General features: G+C 63.9%; 26 protein-coding genes. 10 read left to right on the top strand and 16 right to left on the bottom strand.

From position 1 onward, the window contains the following. Positions 1-21: 21 nt before the first annotated feature. The gene (locus tag VOI21_RS11570) at positions 22-1,176 is read right to left on the bottom strand and encodes a M20 aminoacylase family protein (RefSeq protein WP_323770035.1); all 1,155 of its coding nucleotides are present in this window, start codon (positions 1,174-1,176) and stop codon (positions 22-24) included. A gap of 65 nt (positions 1,177-1,241) precedes the next feature. Between VOI21_RS11570 and mazG the strand changes: the two genes are divergently transcribed. After that, on the top strand, positions 1,242-2,063 hold the full coding sequence (gene mazG, locus VOI21_RS11565) for a nucleoside triphosphate pyrophosphohydrolase (RefSeq protein WP_323770034.1): 822 nt from the start codon (positions 1,242-1,244) through the stop codon (positions 2,061-2,063). 146 nt (positions 2,064-2,209) lie between these two features. Here the strand turns inward: mazG and VOI21_RS11560 are convergent, their stop codons facing one another. Further along, complete coding sequence (locus VOI21_RS11560) at positions 2,210-3,118, bottom strand: AEC family transporter (protein WP_323770033.1); 909 nt, start codon at positions 3,116-3,118, stop codon at positions 2,210-2,212. 463 nt (positions 3,119-3,581) lie between these two features. Here VOI21_RS11560 and VOI21_RS11555 point away from each other — a divergent pair, with 463 nt between their 5' ends. Then, on the top strand, positions 3,582-4,772 hold the full coding sequence (locus tag VOI21_RS11555; protein ID WP_323770032.1) for a DUF4236 domain-containing protein: 1,191 nt from the start codon (positions 3,582-3,584) through the stop codon (positions 4,770-4,772). 244 nt (positions 4,773-5,016) lie between these two features. Here VOI21_RS11555 and VOI21_RS11550 read toward each other — a convergent pair whose 3' ends face one another. The 3 genes from VOI21_RS11550 to fabD form a co-directional block, all read right to left on the bottom strand. Continuing rightward, positions 5,017-5,250: an acyl carrier protein gene (locus VOI21_RS11550; RefSeq protein WP_094035528.1), complete on the bottom strand. Its 234-nt coding sequence runs from the start codon at positions 5,248-5,250 to the stop codon at positions 5,017-5,019. Positions 5,251-5,469: 219 nt separating this feature from the next. After that, a complete protein-coding gene (gene fabG / locus VOI21_RS11545) occupies positions 5,470-6,207 on the bottom strand; it encodes a 3-oxoacyl-ACP reductase FabG (RefSeq protein ID WP_323770031.1) in 738 nt (245 codons plus the stop codon). Positions 6,208-6,224: 17 nt separating this feature from the next. Further along, positions 6,225-7,163, bottom strand: a complete 939-nt coding sequence (gene fabD, locus VOI21_RS11540; protein WP_323770029.1) for an ACP S-malonyltransferase — start codon at positions 7,161-7,163, stop codon at positions 6,225-6,227. A gap of 178 nt (positions 7,164-7,341) precedes the next feature. Between fabD and VOI21_RS11535 the strand changes: the two genes are divergently transcribed. Then, the gene (locus VOI21_RS11535) at positions 7,342-8,541 is read left to right on the top strand and encodes a cytochrome b/b6 domain-containing protein (protein ID WP_323770028.1); all 1,200 of its coding nucleotides are present in this window, start codon (positions 7,342-7,344) and stop codon (positions 8,539-8,541) included. Between the two features lie 73 nt (positions 8,542-8,614). Here VOI21_RS11535 and VOI21_RS11530 read toward each other — a convergent pair whose 3' ends face one another. Together VOI21_RS11530 and VOI21_RS11525 are read right to left on the bottom strand one after the other, a co-directional pair. Beyond that, positions 8,615-9,193: a YceI family protein gene (locus VOI21_RS11530; protein WP_323770027.1), complete on the bottom strand. Its 579-nt coding sequence runs from the start codon at positions 9,191-9,193 to the stop codon at positions 8,615-8,617. Positions 9,194-9,298: 105 nt separating this feature from the next. Further along, a complete protein-coding gene (locus VOI21_RS11525; protein WP_323770026.1) occupies positions 9,299-9,556 on the bottom strand; it encodes a hypothetical protein in 258 nt (85 codons plus the stop codon). Positions 9,557-9,793: 237 nt separating this feature from the next. On the opposite strand from VOI21_RS11525, the gene rpsF reads away from it, so the two are divergent. The 4 genes from rpsF to VOI21_RS11505 all read left to right on the top strand — a co-directional run bounded on the left by rpsF (position 9,794) and on the right by VOI21_RS11505 (position 11,622). Next, positions 9,794-10,165: a 30S ribosomal protein S6 gene (gene rpsF / locus VOI21_RS11520; RefSeq protein WP_323770025.1), complete on the top strand. Its 372-nt coding sequence runs from the start codon at positions 9,794-9,796 to the stop codon at positions 10,163-10,165. 22 nt (positions 10,166-10,187) lie between these two features. Next, on the top strand, positions 10,188-10,415 hold the full coding sequence (gene rpsR, locus VOI21_RS11515; RefSeq protein ID WP_058310770.1) for a 30S ribosomal protein S18: 228 nt from the start codon (positions 10,188-10,190) through the stop codon (positions 10,413-10,415). A gap of 12 nt (positions 10,416-10,427) precedes the next feature. Next, positions 10,428-11,048, top strand: coding sequence for a 50S ribosomal protein L9 (rplI, locus tag VOI21_RS11510; RefSeq protein WP_323770024.1), 621 nt, complete (start codon positions 10,428-10,430; stop codon positions 11,046-11,048). 205 nt (positions 11,049-11,253) lie between these two features. After that, on the top strand, positions 11,254-11,622 hold the full coding sequence (locus tag VOI21_RS11505; protein WP_323770022.1) for a YMGG-like glycine zipper-containing protein: 369 nt from the start codon (positions 11,254-11,256) through the stop codon (positions 11,620-11,622). Positions 11,623-11,681: 59 nt separating this feature from the next. On the opposite strand, the gene tig is transcribed toward VOI21_RS11505, so the two are convergent. The 6 genes from tig to VOI21_RS11475 form a co-directional block, all read right to left on the bottom strand. Beyond that, entirely contained in the window at positions 11,682-13,007 is a 1,326-nt protein-coding gene (tig, locus tag VOI21_RS11500; RefSeq protein WP_323770021.1) for a trigger factor, read from the bottom strand. A 103-nt stretch (positions 13,008-13,110) separates the two neighbouring features. Next, positions 13,111-13,836 (bottom strand): HAD family hydrolase, encoded by a 726-nt coding sequence (locus tag VOI21_RS11495; RefSeq protein WP_323770020.1) that lies wholly within the window; start codon positions 13,834-13,836, stop codon positions 13,111-13,113. Positions 13,837-13,917: 81 nt separating this feature from the next. After that, complete coding sequence (locus VOI21_RS11490) at positions 13,918-14,928, bottom strand: glycosyltransferase (RefSeq protein WP_323770019.1); 1,011 nt, start codon at positions 14,926-14,928, stop codon at positions 13,918-13,920. 26 nt (positions 14,929-14,954) lie between these two features. Continuing rightward, positions 14,955-15,947 carry a glycosyltransferase family 2 protein gene (locus tag VOI21_RS11485; protein ID WP_323770017.1) on the bottom strand — a complete coding sequence of 331 codons (993 nt, stop codon included), beginning with the start codon at positions 15,945-15,947 and terminating at the stop codon, positions 14,955-14,957. A 12-nt stretch (positions 15,948-15,959) separates the two neighbouring features. Next, a complete protein-coding gene (locus VOI21_RS11480) occupies positions 15,960-16,877 on the bottom strand; it encodes a glycosyltransferase family 2 protein (protein WP_323770016.1) in 918 nt (305 codons plus the stop codon). A gap of 4 nt (positions 16,878-16,881) precedes the next feature. Beyond that, positions 16,882-18,111 (bottom strand): oligosaccharide flippase family protein, encoded by a 1,230-nt coding sequence (locus VOI21_RS11475; RefSeq protein ID WP_416358973.1) that lies wholly within the window; start codon positions 18,109-18,111, stop codon positions 16,882-16,884. A gap of 191 nt (positions 18,112-18,302) precedes the next feature. Between VOI21_RS11475 and VOI21_RS11470 the strand changes: the two genes are divergently transcribed. After that, a complete protein-coding gene (locus VOI21_RS11470) occupies positions 18,303-19,532 on the top strand; it encodes a polysaccharide biosynthesis/export family protein (RefSeq protein ID WP_323770015.1) in 1,230 nt (409 codons plus the stop codon). A 24-nt stretch (positions 19,533-19,556) separates the two neighbouring features. On the opposite strand, the gene VOI21_RS11465 is transcribed toward VOI21_RS11470, so the two are convergent. The 3 genes from VOI21_RS11465 to VOI21_RS11455 form a co-directional block, all read right to left on the bottom strand. Then, complete coding sequence (locus tag VOI21_RS11465) at positions 19,557-22,088, bottom strand: ATP-binding protein (protein WP_323770014.1); 2,532 nt, start codon at positions 22,086-22,088, stop codon at positions 19,557-19,559. Positions 22,089-22,107: 19 nt separating this feature from the next. Beyond that, positions 22,108-22,617: a molybdopterin-dependent oxidoreductase gene (locus tag VOI21_RS11460; protein ID WP_323770013.1), complete on the bottom strand. Its 510-nt coding sequence runs from the start codon at positions 22,615-22,617 to the stop codon at positions 22,108-22,110. Between the two features lie 114 nt (positions 22,618-22,731). Continuing rightward, positions 22,732-24,111, bottom strand: a complete 1,380-nt coding sequence (locus tag VOI21_RS11455; protein WP_323770012.1) for a WecB/TagA/CpsF family glycosyltransferase — start codon at positions 24,109-24,111, stop codon at positions 22,732-22,734. Positions 24,112-24,372: 261 nt separating this feature from the next. Between VOI21_RS11455 and VOI21_RS11450 the strand changes: the two genes are divergently transcribed. Then, positions 24,373-24,987, top strand: a complete 615-nt coding sequence (locus tag VOI21_RS11450; protein WP_323770011.1) for a response regulator transcription factor — start codon at positions 24,373-24,375, stop codon at positions 24,985-24,987. 476 nt (positions 24,988-25,463) lie between these two features. Continuing rightward, on the top strand, positions 25,464-26,912 hold the full coding sequence (locus tag VOI21_RS11445; protein ID WP_323770010.1) for a hypothetical protein: 1,449 nt from the start codon (positions 25,464-25,466) through the stop codon (positions 26,910-26,912). The last annotated feature ends 40 nt before the right edge of the window (positions 26,913-26,952 follow it).

Here is a 26,952-nt window from a genome sequence, read left to right as displayed (position 1 = left end):
GAACGGAAACCCCGGGTCCCGTCAAAGAGCGTGACGCTGCTCGATCAGACGCGCAAAAAAGCTGGCCCCGATGGGGGCCGCCGCGTCGTTGAAATCAAAGGCCGGGTGGTGGACGGACGGCCCGTGCCCCTGACCAAGGAACAGAAACGCGCCCGGGCGCGACTCCAGCATGTAGGAGAAATCCTCGGCCCCCATTTCCGGCGGCAGATCGTCGATCACAAGCGGTGACACTTCGCGCGCGATGTCGGCGGCAAATCGGGTCTGCTTAGCGTGGTTGATGGTGGGCGGGTAGTTGCGTTCATAGTCAAGGATACCCTCCACGCCATAGCCCGCTGCGATGCTGGTCACGATGTCGGTGATGCGGGCCTGCGCCATGTCGCGCACCTCGGGTGTCAGGCTGCGCACGGTGCCGCCCATCGTGACCGCCTCGGGGATGATGTTGGAGGCGCTGCCGCCTTGGATCATCGTCAGCGACACCACCAGCGCCGCCAGCGGATCGGTGTTGCGTGACACGACTGTTTGCAACGCTTGCCCGATGGCAAGGGCGGCGGGCATCGGGTCCCGGCAGGTCTGCGGATAGGCGGCGTGGCCGCCCTGCCCCTTGACGGTCAGGCGGAACTCATCCGCCGCCGCCATGATCGGTCCCGGCGTGGTGCGGAACTCTCCCAATGCGCCAAAGGGATCGGTGTGCAGAGCGTAGACCTCTTGGATGCCAAAGCGGTCCATGATCCCCTCTTCGACCATGATCCGCCCGCCGCCGATGGTTTCCTCTGCCGGTTGAAAGATCAGCACCACGCGGCCGGTGAAACAGCGCGTCTCCGACAGGTATTTCGCCGCCCCCAGCAGCATCGAGGTATGTCCGTCATGGCCGCAGGCGTGCATCCGCCCCGGCACCGTGCTGGCCCAGTCCGCGCCAGTTTCCTCCTGCATCGGCAGCGCGTCCATATCGGCGCGCAGGCCGGTCACCGGGCCGTCGCCTTGCCCCTCGATCACCGCGACCACGCCGCTGGTGGCGATGCCCGTGTGGATGTCGGTGATGCCGAAGGCGCGCAGGCGGTCCACGACAAAGGCGGCTGTCTCATGGCACGCGAGGCACAGTTCGGGATGCCTGTGCAGGTGGTGGCGCCAGCCGGCCATTTCCTCTGCAAAACCCGCGATTCGATTGATCACCGCCATGGCTGGACTCCCCGTGCCTGATCCGACATGTCGGGGACCATGAGACCAAAGCGGGGGCGGATGCAATGAGCGACGATCTGATCCACAATCCCAAGGGCGGGATGCCGCGCCTGTTGGAAATCATGCGGCGGTTGCGTGACCCCGATGGCGGCTGTCCCTGGGATCTGGAACAGAGCTTTGAGAGCATTGCCCCCTACACAATTGAGGAGGCCTATGAGGTTGCCGACGCGATCGAGCGCAAAGACTGGGACGAGCTGAAGGGAGAGCTGGGTGACCTGCTGTTCCAGTCGGTGTTTCACGCGCAGATGGCCACCGATGCGGGACTGTTCACCTTTGATGAGGTCGCCGACGGGATGTCGGACAAGATGGTGGCGCGGCATCCGCATGTCTTTGGCGATGAGAGCCGCGATAAATCACCCGAGCAGCAGACCCGCGACTGGGAGACGATCAAGGCCGCCGAGCGGGCCTCGAAAGAGGAGACCGGCGTTCTGGATGGGGTGGCGTTGGGATTGCCCGCCTTGCTGCGGGCGGTGAAGCTGCAAAAAAGGGCGGCGCGGGTGGGGTTTGACTGGCCCACCACCGATGAGGTCATGGACAAGTTGCGCGAGGAAATGGATGAGCTGCGCGAGGCTGAGGATGATGACCACCGCTTTGAGGAATTTGGCGATCTGCTCTTTGTGATGGCCAATCTGGGGCGGCATATGGGGATCGATCCCGAGGCGGCGCTGCGGGCGGCCAATGGAAAATTTACCCGCCGGTTCCGGTCCATCGAGGCGGCCCTGGCCGCCGAGGGGCGGCGGCCCGAGGATAGTGATCTGGAAGAAATGGACCGGCTTTGGGATGCCGCCAAGGCAGTGGAGAAGGCGGCGAAAAAATCTGGGGGATGAGGCCCGCCGACAAGGCTGTCCACGCGTGGCGGGATTCGTGACGTCGCGTCTTCAAGGACTTAAAGAGACGGTTTTACCTTTTGGTCACGATTTACGCCAAAGGGAGATGGGTTGAAAACCCATCCTACGGGCCGGGCGGCGAAGTCTCAGCCCAGACCGAGGACCAGCAGCACCAGCGGGATCGTGACCACCGCCGCCATGGTCTGCGCGGTCACAAGCCCGGCCATAAAAGTGCCGTCGCCGTTCAACTGCCGGGTCAGCACATAGGCGGTGGGCGCGGTGGGAATGGCGGAGAACACCACCAGCACCAGCGCCTCTGCCCCGTCGAGACCATAGGCAAAGCCGATCAGCGCCGCCAGCAAGGGCATCGCCAGAAGACGCAGCGCCACGTTGCCCGCCACCGGGCCAACGTCCTGACGCAGGGCAGACGGTTGCAACGCCGCCCCCACGCAGAGCAGGCCCAGCGGCAGGCTGCCGCGCGCCAAAAGCTCTAGAAACGTCCCCATGCCACCGGGCAGGCCAAACCCCAAGAGCGCCAGCGCGATGCCGACAAGGCAGGCAAGGATCAGCGGGTTGCGCAGCATCGTGCGCAGCACCGCGCCGGGGCGGCGCAGGACCTCACGCTCGCTCAGCGCGATGATCGACAGGACGTTGACGACCGGCACGCAAACCGCGAGGTAGACCGCCGCGCGCTCCATCCCCTCGGCCCCCGCCAGACTGGCCGTGACCGCAAGGCCGAGGTAGGTGTTGAACCGGACAACGCCCTGCAAGGCCGGGCCAAAGCGGGCCGCAGGCGTGGGAAAGACCCGGCGCGCGACCGCCATCCCAAGGGCGGCCAGAAAAATCGTCGTAAGGGCCGCCGCGCCCAGCCGCAGGATCTGCGGGTCGCCGATGGGCGCATCGACAAGGCTGGACACCAGCAACGCCGGGAACAGGATGAAATAGTTGATCCGCTCTGCCGCAGGCCAAAAGCCGGGATCGGGAAAGCCGGTTCTGGCCAGAACGTGACCAAGGCAGATCAGCGCAAAAAGCGGCCAGATCGTGATGAGAAGCACGCGTTAAATTCCCGATAGGCTAGGTGAGGTTGGGCGCTACTTAGCGCCGTCCCTTGGGGAAAGGCCAGTCCGGGATCGGGTCGGGTGGCAAAGAAAGGGGGGCTGGTCGTGTGCGTCGGATGGCTCTGGTTTCGGGCGGATAGGCCACGCTGTTTCGTGGGCCTGACAGAGGCAGCTTTGGTGCGCTGCGGGGTGCGCGGTTTTCTCATGGTTCGTGCTGCGGTGAGGTTAGTACCTTCGAGGACCGCTTTGAACCCTTACCTAACAAGCCGCTGCAGAATAGCGAATGTCGGCTCTTAAAAGATCCGCCGAATTCTGACTCGCGAGGCCTTGTGCGTCTGTCCGCGCTGCAGAGGAGCACGTCCGAGTTCAAATTGCTTTGCCGAGGGCAGTGGATAAGGCATTGTTCGCTCAACATACCCATTGGGGAATACCCCGTAGATTGCTTTCGGAGGCTAGTTCGGTGCCATTGTATTTTCGTCGATCCATTGAGGTTGGTCCGTTTCGTTTCAACCTCTCGAAGTCTGGCATTGGCCTCTCAACAGGCGTTAAAGGCTTTCGCATTGGTACAGGTCCCCGTGGCCACTACATCCATGCGGGCATGAAAGGCGTGTACTACCGAAAGACTTTTGGAAACTCGAAGTCGTCAGGTTCGAGCGGAAAGGAAGCGGAATCGGCCCGTGACCAATCAACGCGTTCTGTGCCAGCGGCTGTACATGACGCCCTGCCGTCAAGCTACGTGACAAGCGACGGCGTCGTCATGAAGCGGATCATGTCTGCAGATGCAGTAACAATGGAGCATGAAAGTCGTCGCGAGGTCATTGCCGACCTGAACCGGGCGCAAAGCAATCCATCGTTGGCCCTATTATTCGGTGTTCTTGGAGTTGGGGTTTCGCTTGTGTTCGCTCTTGCCGCTATTGAACTTGCGGCAGTTATTTCAGGTCTGGTGACAGCTCTTTTCGTTGCGGTCGGTCAACGGATTGATTTGGGACGGCGTCAAGTAGTGTTTTTCTACGATCTCGATGAGACCGCTGAACGGAACTATGGAGCACTCACTGAAGCGTGGGATGGCATCAAAGGCGTAAGAAATCTGTGGTACATAGATGCTGCCGGGGCGATCAACAACTTGACTGCATGGAAACGGAATGCGGGGGCATCCGAACTCGTGGACAAACACGAAACCGCGGCAAGCTACGAGGAACCGCCCGGCGTCCAAAGCAACGTGACGCCGCCAACAGTCCGGGTTGGCGATCAAACCCTTTATTTCTACCCTGATTTCATATTGGTACGCGAGAGCAAGCAGTATGGCGCAGTCGCCTACGCAGACATCCGAACTGCGGTGCGCGACCAGCGGTTCATTGTCGACGGACCAACTCCGTCAGACGCGCAGGTTGTCGGTGAAACTTGGGCGCATCCAAATAAAAATGGTGGACCCGACCGACGCTTTGCAAACAATCGGCGACTGGCAATTTGCCTATTCGAGGAGATCGGTATGATCGGGTCAACCGGCCTCAAGGTGTTGCTACAACTCTCTCGACGCGGTCGAGCTCAGCCCTTAGCCCAGGCGATTTCAAGGCTCGGCCCCGTTAGCCAAGAGGATAGGTCGGAGCATGTTGTTCTCTTGACGAATGAGGCGGCTGATTCAGCCACCTGAAACTATTGCCTAAGCCGCAAAATCCATTCTGTAATCATGGCGAACTGCCCCGATGCAGGTTTTGCTCCTAACCATTGGGTGTCCTAAAAAAATGGACATTGATCCGGCAAATTTGAACGGCAGCAAAGTCCGCACAGCCGTCGCATGCCTGACCAACTCCACTTTGCCCCCCACCAAGCCCCCCCAAAGAAAAACGGCGCCCCCGCAAAGGAGCGCCGCCTAAATGCCGCCAGTGGCGAAAAGCTTATTGAGCTTCGGTGATGAACTTCACCGCGTCGCCGAACGTCTGGATGGTCTCGGCCGCGTCGTCCGGAATCTCGATCCCGAATTCTTCTTCGAAGGCCATGACCAGTTCCACGGTGTCCAGGCTGTCAGCGCCGAGATCGTCGATGAAGGAGGCCGATTCCGTCACCTTCTCTTCTTCCACGCTCAGGTGCTCGACCACAATCTTCTTAACGCGATCTGCGATGTCGCTCATGTCAGTTCCTCACAAGTCTGTCGGGCACTTCGGCCCATTCTGCCCTGCCCGTGGCGTGGCGTCTTATGCCCTTGCGGGCGGCTCGATCCCCCGGAAAGCCGGGTTTGCCGGCGGCCCGCAGAGGCGGGCATCCGGCGGAAAATCTGCGCGGCCTATAGCACAGGCGGCGAGGATGGCAAACGCTTTCCCATGCCGCAGTGCAACAGCCCGCAAGGCGTCTCACAACATGGCCATGCCGCCGTTGATGTGCAACGTCGTCCCCGTCACATAAGCTGCTTCGGGGCTGGAAAGATAGAGCACACCGGCGGCAATTTCGGTCGGAGCGCCCATGCGACCGGTGGGAATCTGGGTCAGGATGGCGGTTTTCTGGTCATCGGTCAGCTTGTCCGTCATCGCGGTTTCGATGAACCCGGGGGCCAGCGCGTTGACGGTGATGCCACGACTGGCGACCTCATAGGCCAACGATTTGGACATGCCGACCATGCCCGCCTTGGCGGCGGCATAGTTGCCCTGACCGGGATTGCCGGTGGCGCCCACAACGGACGAGATGTTCACGATGCGGCCCCAGCGCGCCTTCATCATGCCGCGCAGCACGCCTTTGCACAGGCGAAAGGTCGAGGTGAGGTTGACGTCGATGACGCTTTGCCATTCGTCGTCGGACATGCGCATGAACAGGTTGTCACGGGTGATGCCGGCGTTGTTCACAAGGATATCGACGCTGCCCATCGCCTCTGCCGCCTGTTTGGGTAGGGCGGTCACGGCCTCGGCGTCGCCAAGATTGCAAGGCAGCACAAAGGCGCGGTCGCCCAGTTCTGCGGCCAGCTCATTCAGCGGGTCCACGCGGGTGCCGGACAGGCCGACAGTGGCGCCCGCACCGTGCAGCGCCTTGGCGATGGCGCCGCCGATGCCGCCAGAGGCCCCGGTGATCAGCGCGGATTTTCCGGTCAGGTCGAACATGCTCATATCCTCTTTGTTCAGGTCGCGGCGTCAACGGCGGCGGTGATGTCTGCCGCCGTGCCGATGTTGCGGACGGTGGCGGGGCGGTGGATCCGGCGGACCATGCCGGACAGGGCCTTGCCCGCGCCGATTTCCCAGAAGTCGTCAACGCCCGTGTCCACCATGGCCTGCACGGATTCGCGCCAGCGGACCGCGCCACAAATCTGCGCCTCCAGAAGGGTGCGGATCTTGTCCGGGTCGGTGACCGGGGCGGCCTCTACGTTGGAGATGAGGGGGACGGCGGGGGCGGTGATCTGCACGTCGGCCAGCGCCTGCGCCATCGCCTCGGCGGCGGGTTGCATCAGGGCGCAGTGGAAGGGCGCGGAGACCGGCAGCATGACGGCGCGTTTGGCGCCTGCGGCCTTGGCCAGTTCGACGGCGCGTTCGACGCCCGCCTTGTGGCCGGAGATGACCACCTGACCAGGGTCGTTGTCATTGGCGGCGGCGACGACGTCACCCTGAGCGGCCTCGGCGGCGACCTTGCGCACAGCGTCCAGGTCCAGTCCCAGCAGCGCCGCCATCGCGCCGACACCCACCGGCACGGCGGCCTGCATGGCCTGCCCGCGCTTGCGCAGCAGGCGCGCGGCATCGGCCAGTGTCAGGGCGCCCGCAGCGGTCAGCGCGGAATATTCGCCCAGAGAATGCCCGGCGACAAAGGCGGCGGCGTCGATGCCGACGCCTTCGGCTTCCAGAGCGCGCATGGCGGCCATGGAGGTGGCCATGAGAGCGGGCTGGGCGTTTTCGGTCAGGGTGAGCGTCTCGATCTCGCCCTCCCAGATCAGGGCGGACAGCTTTTGCCCCAGCGCCTCGTCGACCTCGTCAAAGACGGCGCGCGCCGCTGGATAGGCCTCGGCCAGATCGCGGCCCATGCCGATGGTCTGTGCCCCCTGCCCGGGAAAGATGAATGCGCGGCTCATGCCCGTCTCCTCAGCAGAAATTTCCGTTCCGCAGGGCTTACCCGTCCGCGCCGCGTTAGGCAATCACTTGGGGCCGCTCTGCAACGGCGCTGGCCCCCTGTGCGGGGGCGCGGAATTGTGCGCCGTGGTCCTTGGGTTAGCTGTAACCGCAAAGAGACAGACACGTCGAGGACCACAGATGGCACTGACCAACACATCGCAAAGCTATGGCGCGATCACCAAGACCCTGCACTGGCTGACCGCCTTCGGCATCCTGGGGATGATCCCGCTGGGTGTGATCGCCAATGACCTGCCCTATGACACGGCTGATCAGCTGGCCGACAAGGCATGGCTGTTTTCGCTGCACAAGACGGTGGGCGTGGCGCTGTTTTTCATCGCGCTGGCGCGAATCCTCTGGGCGCTGATCCAGACCAAGCCCGAACCGCTGCACCCGGAGCGCCGGGCAGAGACATTCGCCGCAGAGACGGTGCATTGGCTGCTCTATGGTTCTCTGGTGGCGGTGCCGCTGTCGGGCTGGGTGCATCACGCGGCAACCGCAGGCTTTGCGCCGATCTGGTGGCCGTTGGGGCAATCGCTGCCCTTGGTGCCGGAAAGTGAGACACTGGCCGGGATCGCCTCTGGCCTGCACTGGGTCTTTGCATGGGTGCTGGTGGCTTCGCTGGTCTTGCATATCGCGGGCGCGGTCAAACACCATGTCATCGACCGCGACGCCACGCTGCGGCGGATGCTGCCCGGCCGGACACGGGCCGGTGGTGTCGCGGGCAAACGGCACGGTTTGACCGCGCCCGCCGCCGCGCTGGCGGCATGGGCGCTGGCGCTGGGGCTGGGTGGTTTTGTCGGGGCTTATGGGCATGGCAGCGACGCGGCACAGGTGGCTGACCTGCAAGAGGTCGAAAGCGACTGGAAAGTCACGGAGGGCACGCTGGCGCTGGACGTGCAGCAGTTCGGGCAGCAGGTTCAGGGGTCTTTTGGCGACTGGACCGCGCAGATCGCCTATGACGACAGCGACGCCCCTGGCCCCAAGGGCGATGTGCGTGTCGAGGTGGCCATCGGCTCATTGACGCTGGGATCGGTCACAGCGCAGGCCATGGGGCCGGATTTCTTTGACGCGACGCAGTTTCCGACAGCGGTTTTCACCGCAGACATCACGCGCGGCGACGCAGGACTGGTGGCCAATGGCACCCTGGACCTGAAAGGGCGGCAAGTGCCGATCACCCTGCCCTTTGCGCTGACCATCGACGGCAACGTGGCACAGATGACCGGGTCCGCAACGCTGGATCGGCGCGATTTCGGCATCGGTGACAGCATGACCGACCCGGCGCAACTGGGCCACGCGGTTGTCATTGATGTATCGCTGACCGCACAGCGCGCCGAGTGATATCGACCATCCAAAGAAAAACCCCCTGCGCCACGCGGCGCAGGGGGTTCTTTTTCGTTCAAAGGGTCCGGGATTAGTCGGCCTTCATCGCCTCGACCGAGATCATGACCTGAACTTCGTCGCTGACGTAGGGCGCGAACATGCCCAGATCAAAGTCCGACCGGACAAGCGTGGCGGTGGCGTCGAAACCGGCCCATGCCTTGCCTTCCATCGGGTGATCGCCCGATTGGTTCAGCGTGGCGTTCAGCGCCACCGATTTGGTCACGCCGTTCAGCGTCAGGTCACCGGTGATGATGGCGGTGGTCTCTCCGGTCACGTCGATGCTGGTGGAGGTGAAGGTCACCATCTCATCGGCGTCGGCCTCGAAAAAGTCGGCGGTCATGAAATGCTCGAACCGTGCTTCCCAGCCGGTGAGCATGCTGCGCACAGGAAACGACACGGTGACGGTTGAATTGGCGGGCGTGACCTTATCCCAGGCGATTTCGCCGTCGAACCCGGAGAACATGCCGTAGGTCGTCGAATAGCCAAGGTGGTTGTAGGTAAAGACGACCTGACTGTGGCTGGGGTCCAGCACATAGGTTTCAGCGGCGTCGCTGGCCAGCGCGGCAAAGGGGAGCGCGGCGAAGGCCGTGGCAAGGAAGAACTGTTTCATCGGGACTGCACTTTCTGTTGACTTCATGTGCCGGAACAGATGGCGCGATGCTGCGCACCGCTCAATTCCCGCAAAATCAACAGGGTCCGTGCGATCCCGAACAGATCACTCTGCCGGTTTCTTGGGCACCGTCATCAGGGTAAGGCCGACACCCAGAAAGACAATCGACACGCCCAGCTTGATCAGCAGGACCGACGGCAGGGTGATCCCCTCTGGCACCAGCCACAACAAGAAAGCCGCGATGGTCATCGCCGCCCCCACAAACCGACGTGCAATCCCGTCAAGGTATGCGTTCCGGGTTTCCTCAGGTGCCGTGTCAGCGGATTTAGCGAACCCGGTCTGTGCAATCTCTGTCAGTGCCATGTTACTCTCGTCCTCAGTTTTTGGTTAACGACAGGTTAAGCCTGAGATTGAGCCGTGAATGGGGCGCGACCGGGGCAATCCGTTGGCAGATTGGACGGGCCTTGCGGATTGCGGGGATGCGTGTATATGGGGCGTTCCTTCCGCAAGGACGTTTTCCCGCGCAGTCTCTCGTGGGCAGGGTGTGGAAGGATTTGGCCCCTGCCCTATGAAATGCGCCTCGATAGAAATGGAGTGCACATGCCGCTGTACGAGCATGTCTTTATCGCGCGTCAGGACCTGTCCAACGCGCAGGCCGAAGGGCTTGTCGAACATTTTTCCACGGTTCTCTCCGACAACGGCGGCAAAGTCGTTGAAAGCGAGTACTGGGGCGTCAAGACGATGGCCTACAAGATCAACAAGAACCGCAAGGGTCATTACTCTTTCCTCAAGACCGACGCACCTGCCTCGGCCGTGCAGGAAATGGAACGCCTGATGCGCCTGCATGATGACGTGATGCGCATCCTGACCATCAAGGTCGATGCCCATGTCGAGGGCCCCTCGGTCCAGATGCAAAAGCGCGACGAGCGCGGTGACCGTGGCGACCGCCGCGAACGCCGTCCCCGCGACTGATCTGAAGAAGGAGAGCTAACCCATGGCCGCAAAACCGTTTTTCCGCCGCCGCAAGGTCTGCCCCTTCTCGGGCGACAATGCACCCAAGATCGATTACAAAGACACCCGTCTGCTGCAGCGCTACGTCAGCGAACGCGGCAAGATCGTGCCGTCGCGTATCACCGCCGTTTCGGCGAAAAAGCAGCGTGAACTGGCCCGTGCCATCAAGCGCGCCCGCTTTCTCGCCCTGCTGCCCTACGCCGTGAAGTAAGGAGAACCTGACATGCAAGTTATCCTTCTCGAACGTGTTGCCAAGCTGGGCCAGATGGGCGACGTCGTCGACGTCAAGCCGGGCTTCGCACGCAACTACCTGCTGTTGCAGGGCAAGGCGCTGACCGCGTCGAAAGAGAACATCGCGCAGTTCGAAGTGCAAAAAGCACAGCTCGAAGCGCGGAACCTCGAAACCAAGACCGAAGCCGAGGCACTGGCATCACGTCTCGACGGACAGCAGTTCGTCGTGATTCGTCAGGCGTCGGACGGCGGCAACCTCTACGGTTCTGTCACCACCCGTGACGCGGCCGATGTGGCCACTGCCGAAGGTTTCTCGATCGACCGCAAGCAGGTGCTGATCCGCACCCCGATCAAGGAACTGGGTCTGCATGAGGTCGAGGTGCACCTGCACCCCGAGGTCATGGTTGTGATCCTGCTGAACGTCGCGCGTTCGCCCGAAGAGGCAGAACTGCAGGAAAGCGGCAAGTCGATCCGCGAACTGGCAGCCGAGGAAGAGGCGCAGGCCGAATTCGAAGTGTCGCAGCTGTTCGATGAGATCGGTGCAGCCGCGGATGAGGACGATGGCGGCGACGCCCCTGTCCGCACCGAGGCAGCCGAAGGCGACGACGACTGATCGCGCCCTATCGCCAAGATACAGGCCCCCGCGCAGAAATGCGCGGGGGCTTTTTCGTTTTGGGCGACCCGCTGGGGGACGGCCCTCAACAACCATGCGTAAACTCATGGAAAATATGCAAATTCCGGTAATTCCGTGCTGTCTTGCGCAGGTTTAGGAGACATGCACACCGCGCCTGACGGCGCTTTTGCATGGATTTGAAAATATGAAACCAACCTCCCTTTTCCTGATCGCCCCCCTGACCTTTGTCACCGCCTGCACCGCGCCGATGGACCGCGACTATACGCTGGACGGCCCCCGCAATGCGATGTTCGACACGGATCTTGCCAGTTGCAAAGTCGCCGCCGCCAATTATCGCCCCGATGCACACCTCGACGGCGCGCTGACCGGCGCGGCCACCGGGGCGGTCTTTGGCGCGCTCGACAATGAGGACGATCGCGGCACGGGTGCCGTGGCCGGGGCCGCCGTGGGCGCGCTGGCCGGCATCGCCGCCGCCGAGGACGAGTTGAGCGAGGACCGCCGCGAAGTGGTCATTCGCTGCCTGCAAAACCGCGGCCACCGCGTCATCGGCTGAAACGAAAAAAGCCGCCCCTTACCGGGGCGGCTTTTCCGTAGACTAAAGGCTGGGGACGATTATTCGTCGTCCAGTGCCTCAACCGCTTTCTGAAGGTCCTCTTTCGAGATTTCCTTTTCGGTCACCTCGGCCTTTTCGACGATGTGGTCGACAACCTTGTCTTCGAAGATCGGCGCGCGCATCTGCTGCTGCATCTGCGGGTTCTGGCGCACGTATTCAAAGAACTCACGCTCTTGACCCGGGTACTGACGTGCCTGGTTCATGATCGCCTGAGTCATCTCGGCCTCAGAGACTTCAACCTCTGCCTTCTGACCAAGGTCAGCCAGCAGCAGGCCAAGACGCACGCGGCGCTCTGCCAGCTTGGTATGCTCCTCGGTGGTCTCGATCTCGGGGTGATCGTGGCCGTGGACGTCGGGGTTTTCCTCATGCCACAGCTGATGCGCGATCTGCTTGGCCTCGGCGTCGACAAGGGTCGGCGGCAGTTCAAAGCTGACCAGACCATCAAGGCTGTCCAGCAGCGACCGCTTCATGACCTGACGGGCGGCACCGGCGTATTCGGCCTCCAGACGTTCACGAATCTGGGTCTTGAGGCTGTCGAGATCCTCGGCACCGAATTTCTTGGCCATCTCGTCGTCGATCTCGGCGGCCTTGGGGGCTTTGACGCCCTTCACGGTCACGTCAAAGACAGCGGCTTTGCCGGCCAGATGCTCTGCGCCGTATTCCTCGGGGAAGTTGACCTCGACGGCCTTTTCGTCGCCCTTGGACACGCCAACAAGCTGCTCTTCGAAACCGGGGATGAACGAACCGGAGCCCAGCGTCAGCGGGTAATCCTCGGCGGCGCCGCCGTCGAAGGGCTCACCGTCGACCTTGCCGACGAAGTCGATGACAACCTGATCGCCGTCTTCCGACGCGCCGTCCTTGTCCTCAAAGTCCTGCGCGGTTTCGGCGAGCGATTTCAGCGCCTCGTCGACGGCCTCATCCTCGGCCTTGACCACCAGCTTTTCGAGTTTGATGCCCGATGCGTCGAATTCCGGAACCTCGGGCAGTGCCTCATAGGACATCTCGACATGGACGTCGTCGCCTTCGGACCAGTCTTCGTTGGTCATCTTGACTTCGGGTTGCAGCGCCGGACGGTCGCCGCTGTCCTCGAAGTGCTGGTTCATCGCACCGTCGATGACCTCTTGCATGGTCTCGCCCAGCACGCGCTGGCCGAACTGCTTTTTCAGCAGCGGCAGCGGGACCTTGCCCTTGCGGAAACCCTTCATCTCGATGTCGGGTTGCGCTTCTTTCAGCTTTTCGGTGACTTTCTCTTCCAGCTCGGCCGCCGTCACGGTGATGGCGTAGCCGCGCTTGAGGCCCTCTTTCAGCGTCTCGGTGACCTGCATCTTTTTTTCCCTCGGAATGGTCAAGCGCCCCGGAAACCGGGGCGCGAATGGTCGTCGAATTTGGGACCTTCTATTGCCCGCGACGCCTCGGCGCAAGCCGCTTTCAGGCGGGAATCCGCAGCGTTTCGGCCTGCATTCGCTGATAATGGGGCAATGCGGCGTCATGAACCGCGCGCAAGGCGGGGTCGACACCGGGCAACGGCCCCTCTGCCCCGGCAAACCCGGTCGAGCGATGGACGGCATCGTACCAATGCGATGCCCAGACGCCATCGTCCCGGTGACCACCTGCGGACCATGACAACATGGCCGGATCAAACGGCAGGTCGATGGCCGCACAGAGCGCGCGCAGGGCCGGTTCCGGTGCGCGGCGAATGTCCACGCTGTCGATCACCGCATAGCGCCAGCCGCGCGCGCGGACCTCTTCGAACACCGCGCTTTGCTGGGCAAACCCGATGTCTGTCAGATCGGGGTTTTCGCGTTTGACCGCGTAGCTGGCCAGAACCCGCGCGGGGTGGCGGATCAGAAAGACATGCGCTGCCTGAGCCGCCCAGTCGAGGCTGTCACCCTCCAGCACATGATGTGTCATCAGTTTGAGGTAGTAATGCGCCGCGCCCTTTGGATCGGGCGCGGCGCAGCGGCGGGCGACCTCTGCCGGGTCGGTTATTCCCGCCGCGATGATCTCATCGCGCATGGGGTGGTGAATCCCGGTGCGGGTGAGATAGGCGGCGTAAAAGGGTTCATCCCAGACACCGCAGTCGTCGCGGGCACCGAAGGCATACATGAGGGCAGTCGACAGATTGCGGGGTCCCGACCAGCACGCGATATTCATGCCTTGGTCTCCCGTCCGTGAGTGGTGGTTTGATGTGTCATGCCCTATGTCATGCGCGCAAACAGCGCCCGCGTCGACCCGTCAGGAGGCCAGCAACGCCGCTTCCTGCCGGTCCCGCCCAAGGACACCCGCAATCAGGCGGTCCCAGGCGTTTGCAAAATCCGTCTCGGCCCGGTCGGTCGGGTCATCTGTCACCCCCCCCGGGACGTTCAGCGCCCGGCCCAGCGCGCGGGACCAGCTGTCGACCGACCAACCGGCCACGGTTTCGGTGCGCCCGGCGGTCTGATCGCTCAGCCCGTCGACACCGGAGGATACCAGTGGACGGCCAGCTGCGCGCGCCTCCAGCGCGACAAGGCCGAATGCCTCCCAACGGGACGGCATGGCAACCACGTCGACCTCTGCCATCGCCGCCTCGGGCGAGGCCGCATGGCCCATGAAACGGATGCGGTCATCGCCTTCGGCCAATGCCTCGAGCGCCGCCCGTTCGCTGCCGTCCCCGTAGACGTTCAGGCGGATGTCGCGGCGCGCCAGTGCCCGAAAGGCGGGAATCAGCATGTCGAACCCCTTTTGCGGGTCCAGCCGACCAATCGCGCCCACGGTGCGCCGCGTCGCGGATGCGGGCGGCAATGCGCGAAAGCCCTGAAGATCCACAACCGGGTTGATCACCTGCAACGCCTTGTCGCTGACAAGTTTCCGCGCCTGCATCCAGCGCGCCTGCCCCCGGCTGACCGCCACGACGCGGTCAAACAGCGCGTAAGTTGTGCGCAGCAAGGTGTGAAAGCGCCGCTTGGCCGAGACATTCAGCGCGGCAAAGCCTTCGGTATAGCTGTGCTCGACATGGACCAGCGGGGTGGTCGCGTTGCGGGCGCGAAACAGGATCAGCATCGGCAGCATCCGCCAACTGACCGTCAGGTGCGAGACGACGACATCGGCGGCCACCGGCGGCAGCGGCTTGCCGCGCAGGACGGGCTGTACGCTGTGGACCGCATTGCGCGCCATCAGCGGGCAGTGGCGGATGTGGTCGAGGACGCGCATGACGCCGCCGGCGGTGGTGTCATCGATCAGGTGCAGGACGTGGGGACGTTTGGTCATGGCCAATTCCTTTCTGGAAAACGGGGTCAACGCGTGGCGCGAAATTTGGGATGCAGGCGCTTGGCAAAGCCAAGGACCGAGGGGCCGAACCGGTCGAGGGCATGTGCGGCGGCCCATGTGGTCAGGGTCTTGGCGGGTTCCTCGCGCAGCGGCGCGCGCGACAGGCGCAGGGCGTTGGCGATCAGCGCGCGCGCCGTGGCCCCGTCGGAATCGCTGACCGCGCGCCGCGCGAGGTAGCGCAACTGGTAGGCGCGCGCCGCGGTCTCGTGGCGGGCGAAGAACTCCGGCGCCATCGGGCGCAGCTTGTCCACCATCCGCTCCCACGAGGCGAGTTGCGCCGTGGTGTTGGCCGACAGGCCGCCGGGATTGATCCGGTAGCAGGTCAGCAGGCCGGGCACGCCTTCCAGCTGCCAATCCGTTGTCAGCGCCAGCCGGGTCCAGCATTCGATGTCTTCGGACTGGCGGAACGTCTCGTCAAACACCCAGTCGCGCTCTGTCTCGAACCGTGGTCGCCATGCCAGTGCCTCCAGCGCCGCGCGGCGGAACACCGGCGCAGAGCCATTGCCGACCGGGTTGCGTTTGAACACATGGGCGGCGGTCATGCCGGTCAGGCGCGGTTTCTGCGCATGGCCGGTAAGACGGCCCTCGGTGTCGATCAGTGCCGAACCGGAATAGCTGAGCCCGACCTGCGGCGCGGCGCGCAGATGCGCGATATGCGCGGACAACTTGCCCGGCATCCACAGATCGTCGGCATCGCAAAAGCCGACAACCTCGCCCCGTGCGGCCGCGATACCGCTGTTGCGCGCCCCGGCAAGGCCCCGATTGGCCTGCCGGACGACACGGATACGCGAATCGCGGGCGGCAAAGCCAGCGGCCAGGTCTGCGGTTTCATCGGTCGATCCATCATCGACCACGACAATCTCAAGCTCGCGCCAGCTTTGGTCCAGCAACGACTCGAGCGTCGGGCGCAGGGTGGCGGTGGCGTTGAAGGCAGGAACAACGATCGAGGCAAAGGGCATGAAACTGGGTCCTCAGTGAGCAAAAAGAACGCGCCGCAAAGCGGCGGGCAGACACGGGGCAATCAGGGCGGCACCAGCGGTGGCGACACCGCGACGCGGCGGCATCAGAAAGGCGCGCGGTGCCAGACGCATGCCCTGCAGGGCAAGCCGGCGGGCGATATCCGGCCCCTGATCCAGCCGCAGCGCACGCCGCGCGAGATAGCGCATGTGGACGGCCTCGGCGCGGGCATCGGGTGCAACGCCGTAGCGGCGCGCGGTCTTCAGCGCCTCGGCGCGGCCGCGTTGCATCCGGTCAAGATCTGCCGAAAGGCCGCCGATGCTGGCGCGATAGCGGACATGCAGGCGGTCAATGCCGCGCAGGGCAAACCCCTCACCGACAAGGCGGATCAGGAATTCCAGATCCTCGTTGTGGACCATGTCCGCGCGAAACCCGCCCACGTCGGCAAAGACGTCGGCGCGCACCGCAAGGTTGGACATTGTGCAGACCGGGTTTTCGCCCAGCAGCATCTGCACGGTCACCGCGCCTGCCGGAACGGTGGACACCGTGCTGAGGGTTTGCGGGTCCTCGTTGAAAAACCCGATCTGGCCGAAAAGCGCATCGGCTTGCGCCGTGTCAAACGCCCGAGCCAAACCGTCCAGCTTGTCCGCTTGCCACAGGTCGTCTGCGTCACAAAAGGCAAGGATCTGCCCGCGGGCACGCGACGCGCCAAAGTTGCGCGCATCGCTTGGGCCCTTGCCCGGATTGACCAGCAACACGATGCGCGAGTCCGCCTGTGCCGCCTCTTTGACCAAAGCACGGGTGGCGTCGGACGATCCGTCATCGACGACCAGCGCCTCCCAGTCGGCAAAGCCTTGTGCAGTCAGGCTGTCCAGCGTGGCGGGCAGGGTTTCAGCGGCGTTGTAGGCCGGGATCACAATGGTAAAGCGCATGGGATCAGGCCCTTTTCAGCGATGGAAAGAAAGCGGTGTTCAGCGCGGGCCAAGCGAGCAGTGTCATGGCCGCGCAGGCGGTGATCAGGTAACCCCACGCGATGGCTGTCAGGCCGTGCGGCGCAAGAACCACGGTGTTGAGCATCATTGCGGCGGTGAGGATCGCCGTGCCTTTCAGTTCCTGCATCGGGCGCCCCTCGGCGCGCATCCAACCGGCTGCACCTGTCCACAGCATGGTGGGGATCGCGGCCAGACACAGGATGGAAACAATGCCGCTGATCCCTGCCCATTTCTCTCCCAAAAGAAACGGCACGTACCAAGGGGAAAGCGCGGCTTGCAGGATCACCACCGGAGCGACCAGAGCCACCGACAGCAGCAGCCCCTGACGCAAGGCGGCAGAGCGATCATCGCTGGCGCACAGGTGCGGAAAGAGGACAGCGGCGAATGCGGCAGAGAAAGACGTGGCAAGGCTGAGCCCCGCGTTGAACGCCATAAAGTACAGTCCCAGCGCCTGCGGCCCCAGCAGGACGCCGACCAGCAGTTTGTCCGCTTGCAGGCGCAGCGCCTTGACGATCTCGACCCCCAGCACGGCCCAGCCGAAGCTTAGAAAAGGGCGGACGGGTGCGAACCCGGCGGCAGGCTGGCGGGTCCAGCGATGCAGGCGGCGCACGGTGATCAGCCAGATCGGCGCGGTCAGCAGGCGCGGCAGCACCAGCGCGATGGCTCCGGGCCAGACAATTGCCAGCACGACCGACATCAGGTTGGCCGAAACCGCCTGCGTGCCTGCAATGGCCGCCGTCTGGCGCATCTTGCCGCTGCGCATGGCCAGCGCGACCTGCACCAGACCGCCGGGCATGAACAGGTATTCTCCCGCCAGCAGCAGGATCAGCGCGCTGACCACAACCGATCCGCCAAGTCCAAAGTAGATCCCGGCCACTGTGACCTGCACGGCGAACAGTCCAAGGCACCAGATCCAGAACAGGCGGTGCGCGGTGTTACAGGTGGCGTCCAGGTCGTCATCGCGGGCGGCGATGATGCGCTGGACAACGCCGTTTTCAGTCAAGGCCTTGAGGATATCGCCGGTGGCAAGGGCCGCCGCCGCCAAACCGATCTGTTCGGGGTCGAGAACGCGCGCAACCGCAATCACCACGAAGAGGCGTGACAGCTTTGTCACAACCTCGGAGGCTCCGTAGGCCATCAGGTGGCTGATGAATGTCGATCTGTTGCGCGGCACGCCGAACTCTCCGATTGTGTGGGCAAGAGATACGCCAGCGGTGCAGGCAAAGTCGCGCGCGCGGCGGGACGACCCGGCGGTGCGGACGGGTGCGCCCCTCTCCGAAAGGATAGGGTCGCTATCCGCCTTCATGGTTGATAGCCCGGCCCGGCCCCGACAACCGTGGCGGATGTGCTGAGAACGAGGATTGAATGGTGCAGTTGCGGACAGGCGCGCTGGGGGTTGGTTTTGCCCTGAGTTTGACGGCGACGGCCTGCGGGCCGATCAAATCGCCGGATAATATTCCCCCAGTGGCCAGCGGCCACGCCTATCAAGCGCAATACCGCGACCCGCCCCCGCGCGATAAGGCCGAGCCGGTCCTTGTGTCTGCCCGGATGAACGCCCAGCGCTGCAAACCCTCTCGCGGCGCGACCGCCGATGGTGGCAGCAAGGGCAGCGGCCTTGTCGCCGTAGTCCTGCGCGGCGAACGGCTGTCGCGCAACGACCTGCTGGATATCCGCGTCGTCGATGACGAGACCTTTAACGGCGACTATGTGATCTCGCGCGATGGTCTGATCAAGCTGCCCTACCTTGCGCCGATCCGCGCAGAGGGGCGCACCACCGATGATATCGAACGCGACCTGACGCGCGCATTGATCGCTGACGGGTTTTATGATGACGCGCCGCGCCTGTCGGTCCGGGTGCGCGATTTCGCGGGCGTCAGTGTTGCCGTGTCCGGTGCCGTCTTTGAACCCCACGCCATCGAGGTGGGGGCCGCCTCTGCCGACAGCATCGACCGGGCGCGGCAGGCGGCCATCGGGGCCTCGACCGAGGCGCGCAACATGTCGGACGCGCTGCGGTCTGTCGGCGGCGTCCGCCCGGACGCCGATCTGTCGGCGGTGACGCTGATCCGGAACGGCAGGCGCTACCAGTTGGACATGCGCGGCGTGTTCGAGGGCAGGCACGCGGTCGACGTGATGCTGATCACCGGGGATGAGATCGAAGTGCCGTCGCGGCTGTGTTTTCAGGACAACCTGATGCGGCCCAGCCCGGTCAGCCCGCCCGGCGTGTCGCTGTTCCTGTCAAACCTGACCCAGCCCGCCACCGGCAACGCCCCGTCTGCGGTCGGGCGCGACGTCCGCGAGGTGCCCTATGGCACCCGCTTTATGCAGGCGGTGGTCGACACCAACTGCGTGGGCGGCGCGCGCGCCAGCAGCGCGCACCGCTCCGCGCTGCTGTTCACCCGCGACCCGATGACCGGCGTGTCCATCGTGATCGAACGCCGGATCGAAGACATGCTGCGCCGCGCCGACCGGGACGATTATGACCCCTATCTCCTGCCCGGCGATTCCATTGCCTGCTATGACAGCAGCATCACCAATGTCGCCGAAGTCGCGCGGGTTGTCGGGGCCGTGGGGGCCGCCGCGATGCTGACCCGCTGAGCCCGGCCGCGCCGGCTGGCTGGTTCAGCCGACGCTGGGGGCCGGTGCCGTCTTCCATGCCTGATGTGCCGCCTGAACCGCCTGATCCAGCGCCGGGGCATCCTCGGCTTCGGCGGCGGTTTCGACCTTGAGCAGCGCCATGCGCAGATCCGGTTGGCCAAAGGCGGCGGCGCTGCCCGCGATCCGGTGCGCGCGATCCGCGATCTCTGTCCAGTCCGTGGGTTTGGAGCCCAGCCAGTCAAACAGCGCATCGGTCTCTTCCAGATAGCGCGCCATGAGCGCGACAATCGGGTCCGGTGTGTGCGTGGGGGGCGCGGGCGGGGTGTGCGGTGCGGCTGTGAGATCGGCGTCTGAGGCATCGCCCGCACAGAACCGCGCAATCACCTGAGACAGTTCTTCCTTGATCAGCGGTTTGCCAAGGAAGGCCGACATGCCGCTGGCGATGAACCGGTCCTTGGCCTCTGGCAAGACGTTTGCCGAGAAAGCAATAATGGGCACGTCGCGGCTGGCCCCCTGCCCTTCGCGGATCGCCTTGGTCGCGGCCAGCCCGTCCATGACCGGCATCCGGATGTCCATCAGGATCAGGTCAAAGCGGTCCGCCTTGGCGGCCTCGACCCCTTCGCGCCCGTCGCGGGCCACGGTCACGCGATGGCCGATGAGGGTCAGCATGTCCCGTGCCAGTTGCAGGTTGATCTCATTGTCCTCGACCAGCAGGATGTTGCGGTCGGACAGCGCCGGACCCGTGTCAGCGACAAGGTCGACCGTGGCGGCAGGGGCCTCTGCGGGCGTGACAGGCAACCGCACCCAGAAAACGCTGCCTTCGCCAACGGTGCTTTCGGCCCCGATCTCACCGCCCATGGCCTGTACAAACCTGCGCGCAATCCCAAGGCCAAGCCCGGTGCCCGACACATTGTGTTCCGGCGAATGGGCGCTGGTCTGGAAATCCTCAAAGACCCTGTCCAGATCGCCATCGGCAATGCCGATTCCGGTGTCGATGATACGGATGTCGATGCAGGCCGCATCGCGCGGCCCGTCGGTGCCATTGCAGGGCGGATCGCTCTGCTCAAGCTCGATCACGATGCGACCGTGATGGGTGAACTTGACGGCGTTCCCGATGAGGTTCAGCAACACCTGTTGCAGGCGCGACAGGTCAATCATCGCCCAGTCGAGCGGCTGTCCAACCCAGGTCCATTGCAGCGCCGTGTCATTGGCCTCGGCCGCGCTGGTCAGGCTGTCCACGATATCCTGAACCAGACGGCCAATGTGTACCGCCTCGACCTGTGCGACCGTCGCGCCGGATTCGAAACGTGCGATGTCCAGCACCGCGTCGACGTGCGACATCAACAGCTTGCCCGAGACGGACATGTTGTGCGCATAGCGTTGCTGAACCGGCGTCAGTTGCGTCTCTTGCAGCAGCGACAGGTTGCCCAGCACACCGTTGAGAGGCGTGCGGATTTCATGGGTCATCATGGCCAGGAATTCCGCCTTGGCCTTTTCGCCCGCCAGTGCCTTGTCGCGCGCCTCGACCAGTTCGTTTTCAGCGGCAACCCGGTGCGAGATGTCGCGCAGGAAACCGATCAGGATCTCTTCGTCGCCGGTCATGGCGGATTCGAGGGCCAATTCGACCGGGAACACCTCTCCGTCGCTGCGCATCCCTTCCAGCCGGACCCGGCCATGGCCCACCACGCGACGTGCGCCGGTGGCCTGCATCCGCTTCATGCCCGCGTCGTGCAGATCACGCAGATGATCGGGCACAATGACCTGTCCGATATTGCGTCCGATCACATCGGCAACGTCGCGTTTGAAGATCCGTTCTGCCGCCGGGTTGAACTGTTGAATCTTGCCGTCGATGTCGGACACGATCACCGCATCCAGCGATGTATCCAGAACCGTGTTCAGACGGGCATAGGCGGCGGACAACTCCTGTCCGCGCAATTCGGTCTGGCGCGTGGCGCGGCGCGCGTGCCTCAGCAGACCGACCAGAGCCAGAATCAGGAACGCGGTCAACAGGGCAACGCGCAAAAGGGTGATGGCGACCGAAGTCCGTTGTTGATCCGATACCCGCGCAAATTCCAAAAGCCCGGCGGTCGACATGGCGCGCAAATCGCGCTGGCCCGCCTGCAACGTCGCATCGACAGTTCCAAGGTTCCGGATCAGGTCATCACGCGGACCGTCGATCACCAAAACGAGTTCGTCCAGCATCCTCCGGATATCCAAAAGCGGCATGGAAAAGGCGGGAACATCGCGCAGGGCGGCATAGACCGCCCCGGATTCAAGGGTCGAGATCCGGCTGTAGAACACGTCGAATTCCTCGATCATGTCATCCAGATCGGGGGCGTTCTGAAGCTGGGCCTTTTCAACGGCCAGCCGCAGTTCGAGATACTCTACCTCGGCCTGTGACAGGGTCCACTGCACGTTGTCCGAGGAGGCCGAGTTCAACAGCCGCAGATCGCGCACGATCTCGACCGCCAGAAAGGCGATGGAGATCACACATAAAAACGCGACGCCGAAGAATATCACCCGGCCACTTTTGCGGAACCCGCCCGGGACTGTCATGATGTGCCTGTGTCCCGGCTCATTCGCCGACTGTCATGCGGTCAAGTTGCCAGATGCTGCGCGCGTAAATGACCTCTGTCCGGTAGTCGCTGGACGCCGCGTAGGGGTAGACCAGCCACAACGGGCCTTTTTCGCGCCGCGACATGGTCTTGCCGTCCATTTCATAGGCGATGATCGGGCCACCCTCGACCGCGTCCGTGGCGGGAACGGTGACGGCATAGTCATTGATCGCGCGCGCGCTGAGACTGTCGGCGGTGGCCCCGAGATAGTCCAGCAGGTCGACCAGTTCGACCCCGGTGAAGGTGTAGGTGCCAGAGGTCCAGATCGTGTCGGTCACAAATTCGGTCTCACCGATGGCACGCAGCATGTCGATGTCGAACCGCGCTGCGCCGTCGCCATTGGTGCGGGCGATGTCGCCGGTCACCGTCAGGACAACCTTGCCCCGTGGTTCGGGCAGATCGTCGGCCGCAGCCGACGTGACAGAAAATAACACGGCACTGGCAGCCGCCATCAAAGTGGATTTCATCATCAGTCAAACCTCTTTTGCCTAGACTGGTTTTGCCACAGGTCGATTGACAAGGCATGAGGCTTTTGGGATGGCCCGCCTATCCCTTGGGATAGGCAGGCGTCCAGCCAAGCGGGATCAGTACGCCCCCCGCCCCGATACCACGGCACGTGCGGTCATGGCCAGCAGCAGCAGGTCAAGGATCATGCTGCGCGACCGGACATAGGCCACATCCAGATCGACCATCTTGTCAAACCCGATGTCGGCGCGGCCCGACACCTGCCACAGGCCGGTGATCCCCGGCTTGGCATCCAGACGCTCACGCGCGTGGACCGGGTAGGCGGCGACCTCCTTGGGCAGCGCCGGACGCGGACCGACCAGCGACATGTCGCCCTTGAGCACGTTGAGGATCTGCGGGAGTTCGTCGATGGAGAACCGGCGCAGCACCCGTCCGATGCGGGTCACCCGCGGGTCATGGCGCGACTTGAAACAGATGCCTTCGCGGTCCGAGTGCGCCTCCACCTCGGCCCGGCGGGCCTCGGCATCGACATGCATCGAGCGGAACTTGTACATGGTGAAAGGCGCGCCATTTTCACCGACGCGCACCTGACGGAACAGCACCGGCCCACGGCTGTCGAGGCGGATCAGCAGCGCGACCAACAGCAGCAATGGCGCGGCACACAGGATCAGCGCAGCGCTGGCCACCGCGTCAAACGCGCGTTTGGCAAGATCGTCGCTGCGCAGCCGGGTTGCGGCATATGCAGCGGCGCGGGCCAGAAAGGTCACATTGCCGACGACATAGCGGCCCGCCAGGCGGCGCGGCTCCATCGCCAGACGCCAGACCCATTCCATCTTGGCCCGGCGCAGCGCAACCGGCGCGCGGCGCACATTGTCGGCAAGGAAGTCGAACAGCGCGCCCACTCCCAGAATAAGCCGGGGGGACAGACGCTGTGCGTGCTGGTCGATCCAGAGTTCCTGCATCGGCACCCCCATGGCGACCAGCAGGATATCCGCGCCCGATGCGTTGATGTGGTCGATGGCCGCATCGGTGTCGGCGGCGCCGTCAAACCCGTCGCGGGTACCCGCAACGCGCAGGCCCGGAATGGTCAGCGCCAGCTTGTTGGCGGCGGCCTCGGCGGTGCCCGGTGCGGCGCCGAACAAATAGACCGACTGACCACGTGCTGCGGCAGCGCGCAACAGCGCTGGCGTGAAATCGGTGCCGTTGAGGTTCTCTGTCAGGCCGTTGCCGGTCATCCGCGCGGCCAGTTCGACACCCATCCCGTCGGGCAGCACCATGTCGGCATTTTCCAACGCCGCCGCATAGCGACTGTTGCGGGCACGGACATTGGCGCAATGCGCGTTCAGAAAATAGACACGCCGCGCACCGCCGGCCATCAGCGCCTCGATCGTTTGTTCCGTTGTGCCATCCACAAGCGGCAACCCAAGCACCGGGCGGGTCCGCAGCGGAGCGGCGACGGGCGTGGCGGAAATGAAGGTGTCTGAGGCGTAAGCGTGCATTGTCGGATTCTCCTGAGCTGGATTTGGTCCGATCTTTGGCCTCTCGACACCGCATCGCTCAATTCCCGCCAATGGACAGAAAGATGCGCCGTGGGCTGGCCTGTTCGCCCGGCGGGCGAGGCCACTGCCCCCGCTCGGACGGCCCGCCTACCCGAGTGGATAGGATTTCCTCTCAATTCCCCTTCGAACCGCCGGACAAAGCGCATAGGTTGTCCGCAACAAGACTGACTTACGATCCCAAACCAACCTGCAAGGAAGCCCATGCGAATCCTGATTGCCGACGACCACGACCTGTTGCGCGACACATTGGTCGCCTTTCTGGGGGCCAATGATGGATTCGAGATCGGCACCGCCGCCAGCTATACAGAGGCCTGCGTCCGCATCCGCGAAGACGAGGCCTATGACCTTGTTCTACTGGACTACAAGATGCCCGGAATGCAGGGGCTGGACACGCTGCGCGAGGCACTGGACATGGAGGGCGGTCAGCGTGTCGCGCTGATTTCCGGAGAGGCCACGCGCGAGATCGCCGAACAGGCGCTGGAGATGGGCGCCGCCGGGTTCGTCCCCAAGACCCTGCCAGCCAAATCGCTGGTCAACGCGGTGCGGTTTATGGCCATGGGTGAGAAATACGCCCCGATCGACTTCATGACCGCGCAAGAGGACGAGCCGGAACATCCATTCGCCAAAAAGCTGACCCCGCGCGAGATGGACGTGCTCAAGGGGCTTGGCGACGGCAAGTCCAACAAGGAAATCGCGCGCGATCTGGGCCTGACAGAGCCGACCATCAAGCTGCACATGAAAACCCTGTATCGCAAGCTTGAGGTGAACAACCGCACGCAGGCGGCGCTGGCCGCACGTGAGGCGGGGTTGTTCTGAAACAGGGCCCGACCCGGCGACCCGCCCGCTGCGCTTGTTTGCCCCGTTGGTCGGCCAGGCCGCGCCCGACCCCGGTGCCGGGCGCGCCGAATTTGTCGTAGCGCCGTTTTATCGCGCCATTCCACGCGTTGCTGCATTTCGCCTTTCCGCAGCCAACCCTCATACACGTCGGCGTGTGCGCTGCCGCCAGACCGACCCTTGGCGGCAGGTCTCTTTTCTTTGATCCCAAATCGCCCGCAGGGCGCTATGCGGGCGGCGGGCTTTAGGTCCCTCTCCGCAGAACGATCTGGACATGGGGCATCCGAGTGATCCCCGGCATCACAGCCGGTCCGGTGACAGATGACCTCTGCGCCTGCGCGGGTCGCGCCCCTATCCGGGGGGATAGGGTGCGGGACATCTGACCCCGGCAGCCCTCCGCCCGTGATGCAGCGGGCCGCGCCCCCCGCCGCTAAAAGGGCGGACAAAGGAGACAGCCCATGACCTTTCAGGACACGTTCGCCCCCACGCCCCGCAAACGCCCCTCGGTTTCCGTGGTGCGGATGCCGGTGCGCCAAATGTCGATCAAGCGCCTGTTCATGGGGGGCCGTCCCGCCGATCTGGGCCGCCTGCCCCGCTACGTCGGGATTTTCCTGTTGGGATCGGCAGCGATCTGGGCCCCGATCACCGGCTACCTCAAGACCGCGCCGCTGAAGTATTCCAGCCATATGTCTTTGATCCTGCCGGGATCCGGGGCGTCGGCCTCTGTCAACCTCGCCGACATCGGCCAAGCGTCCTCTTTCGCAAGCTCTGCCTTTGCATCGAACGCAATCAGCCCGACAGAGACCTACAAACGGCTTTTGGGCGCGGGTCGCATCCTGAAAGACGCCTCTGACCGGCATGGCGTGGATTGGCGCGCATTTGGCGCGCCAAAAATCCGTCTGGTGGACCAGACCGCCTTTATCCATGTCGAAATGACCGGCCCCACCCCCGAAGACGCCCGCAACCGCAACAGCGCGCTGCTGGATGCGTTTTTCGACGAAATCGACCGGCTGCGCGCGGATGAACTGTCAACCCGCGAAGACGGCGGGCTGGCGGCGCTGCGCGAGTACCAAGGCTCTGTTGCGGGCACCCGCGACGGGATCGCGGCACTGCAAAAATCCACCGGGCTTTATTCCGTTGACCAATATTCGCGGCAAGTGGACGAGTTGGACGCTTTGCGCGCCGAGGTGGACCGGCTGAGCACCGAGATGCAACGCGCGGAGGGGTCGGTCACACGGCTGGAATCGCGGTTGGGGACCGATGCCGAAAACGCCGCCCTGATCCTGCGCGTAAACGCCGACAGCAGCTACCTTGCACTGCTTGAAACCATGTCCGCCGCGGCATCGGATCTGGCCGATGCCCGTTCGCGCTATGGCGCGCGCCATCCCAAGGTGACAAGCGCGCAATCCGCCCATGACGAGGCGCGGGCAGATGCCTCGGCCCTTGTGGCGCTGATCACTGGCAACCGGATCGGGCTTGAACTTGCCAGCGACGGTGGCCGCGCCGACCTGCTGACCGATCTTGTCCGGCAAGAGGCCCAGCGCACCGGCATCGCCGCGCAACTGGCCGAAGTGACGGCGCAACTGGCCACGGAAACCGCGCGTCTTGACGCCTTGGCACCGGCGGCGGCCCGGCTGGAGGACATGCAGCGTGACTTTGACGTGGCCGAGGCGGTCTTTGCCTCCGCCATTGCGCGGACCCAGTCCTCAAAGGCCGATATCTACGCGTCCTACCCGCTGGTTCAGGTGCTGGAGGACCCGACACTGGCCGAAGAGCCGACCTCGCCCAAGCGCAAACTGGCCGTCGCCGCAGGGATCGCCGCAAGTTTCATGCTGTTCATGGCGTTGATGCTGGGATGGCTGCGCAAGCCGTTGATCGAAAAGCTGCTGGTCAAGTCGGGCAAATAGACCGTGGACCGCGCCTTGCACACTGTTCGCCCACAGAACC

The sequence above is a fragment of the Antarctobacter sp. genome, from assembly GCF_034670325.1.
Classification (GTDB): Bacteria; Pseudomonadota; Alphaproteobacteria; order Rhodobacterales; family Rhodobacteraceae; genus Antarctobacter.
Note: the sequence above shows the minus strand (reverse complement) of the source record. Positions and strands in the feature narration are given on the sequence as shown.

Coding starts and splice junctions, on each gene's coding strand:
- VOI21_RS11550 (WP_094035528.1), bottom strand. CDS start 5,250: ATGAGCGACATCGCAGATCGCGTTAAGAAGATTGTGGTCGAGCACCTG.
- VOI21_RS11465 (WP_323770014.1), bottom strand. CDS start 22,088: ATGACAGTCCCGGGCGGGTTCCGCAAAAGTGGCCGGGTGATATTCTTC.
- VOI21_RS11535 (WP_323770028.1), top strand. CDS start 7,342: ATGGCACTGACCAACACATCGCAAAGCTATGGCGCGATCACCAAGACC.
- rpsR (WP_058310770.1), top strand. CDS start 10,188: ATGGCCGCAAAACCGTTTTTCCGCCGCCGCAAGGTCTGCCCCTTCTCG.
- VOI21_RS11445 (WP_323770010.1), top strand. CDS start 25,464: ATGACCTTTCAGGACACGTTCGCCCCCACGCCCCGCAAACGCCCCTCG.
- VOI21_RS11455 (WP_323770012.1), bottom strand. CDS start 24,111: ATGCACGCTTACGCCTCAGACACCTTCATTTCCGCCACGCCCGTCGCC.
- VOI21_RS11450 (WP_323770011.1), top strand. CDS start 24,373: ATGCGAATCCTGATTGCCGACGACCACGACCTGTTGCGCGACACATTG.
- VOI21_RS11490 (WP_323770019.1), bottom strand. CDS start 14,928: ATGACCAAACGTCCCCACGTCCTGCACCTGATCGATGACACCACCGCC.
- fabG (WP_323770031.1), bottom strand. CDS start 6,207: ATGTTCGACCTGACCGGAAAATCCGCGCTGATCACCGGGGCCTCTGGC.
- VOI21_RS11460 (WP_323770013.1), bottom strand. CDS start 22,617: ATGATGAAATCCACTTTGATGGCGGCTGCCAGTGCCGTGTTATTTTCT.
- rplI (WP_323770024.1), top strand. CDS start 10,428: ATGCAAGTTATCCTTCTCGAACGTGTTGCCAAGCTGGGCCAGATGGGC.
- tig (WP_323770021.1), bottom strand. CDS start 13,007: ATGCAGGTCACCGAGACGCTGAAAGAGGGCCTCAAGCGCGGCTACGCC.
- fabD (WP_323770029.1), bottom strand. CDS start 7,163: ATGAGCCGCGCATTCATCTTTCCCGGGCAGGGGGCACAGACCATCGGC.
- mazG (WP_323770034.1), top strand. CDS start 1,242: ATGAGCGACGATCTGATCCACAATCCCAAGGGCGGGATGCCGCGCCTG.
- VOI21_RS11530 (WP_323770027.1), bottom strand. CDS start 9,193: ATGAAACAGTTCTTCCTTGCCACGGCCTTCGCCGCGCTCCCCTTTGCC.
- VOI21_RS11495 (WP_323770020.1), bottom strand. CDS start 13,836: ATGAATATCGCGTGCTGGTCGGGACCCCGCAATCTGTCGACTGCCCTC.
- VOI21_RS11485 (WP_323770017.1), bottom strand. CDS start 15,947: ATGCCCTTTGCCTCGATCGTTGTTCCTGCCTTCAACGCCACCGCCACC.
- VOI21_RS11525 (WP_323770026.1), bottom strand. CDS start 9,556: ATGGCACTGACAGAGATTGCACAGACCGGGTTCGCTAAATCCGCTGAC.
- VOI21_RS11470 (WP_323770015.1), top strand. CDS start 18,303: ATGGTGCAGTTGCGGACAGGCGCGCTGGGGGTTGGTTTTGCCCTGAGT.
- VOI21_RS11505 (WP_323770022.1), top strand. CDS start 11,254: ATGAAACCAACCTCCCTTTTCCTGATCGCCCCCCTGACCTTTGTCACC.
- VOI21_RS11480 (WP_323770016.1), bottom strand. CDS start 16,877: ATGCGCTTTACCATTGTGATCCCGGCCTACAACGCCGCTGAAACCCTG.
- VOI21_RS11570 (WP_323770035.1), bottom strand. CDS start 1,176: ATGGCGGTGATCAATCGAATCGCGGGTTTTGCAGAGGAAATGGCCGGC.
- rpsF (WP_323770025.1), top strand. CDS start 9,794: ATGCCGCTGTACGAGCATGTCTTTATCGCGCGTCAGGACCTGTCCAAC.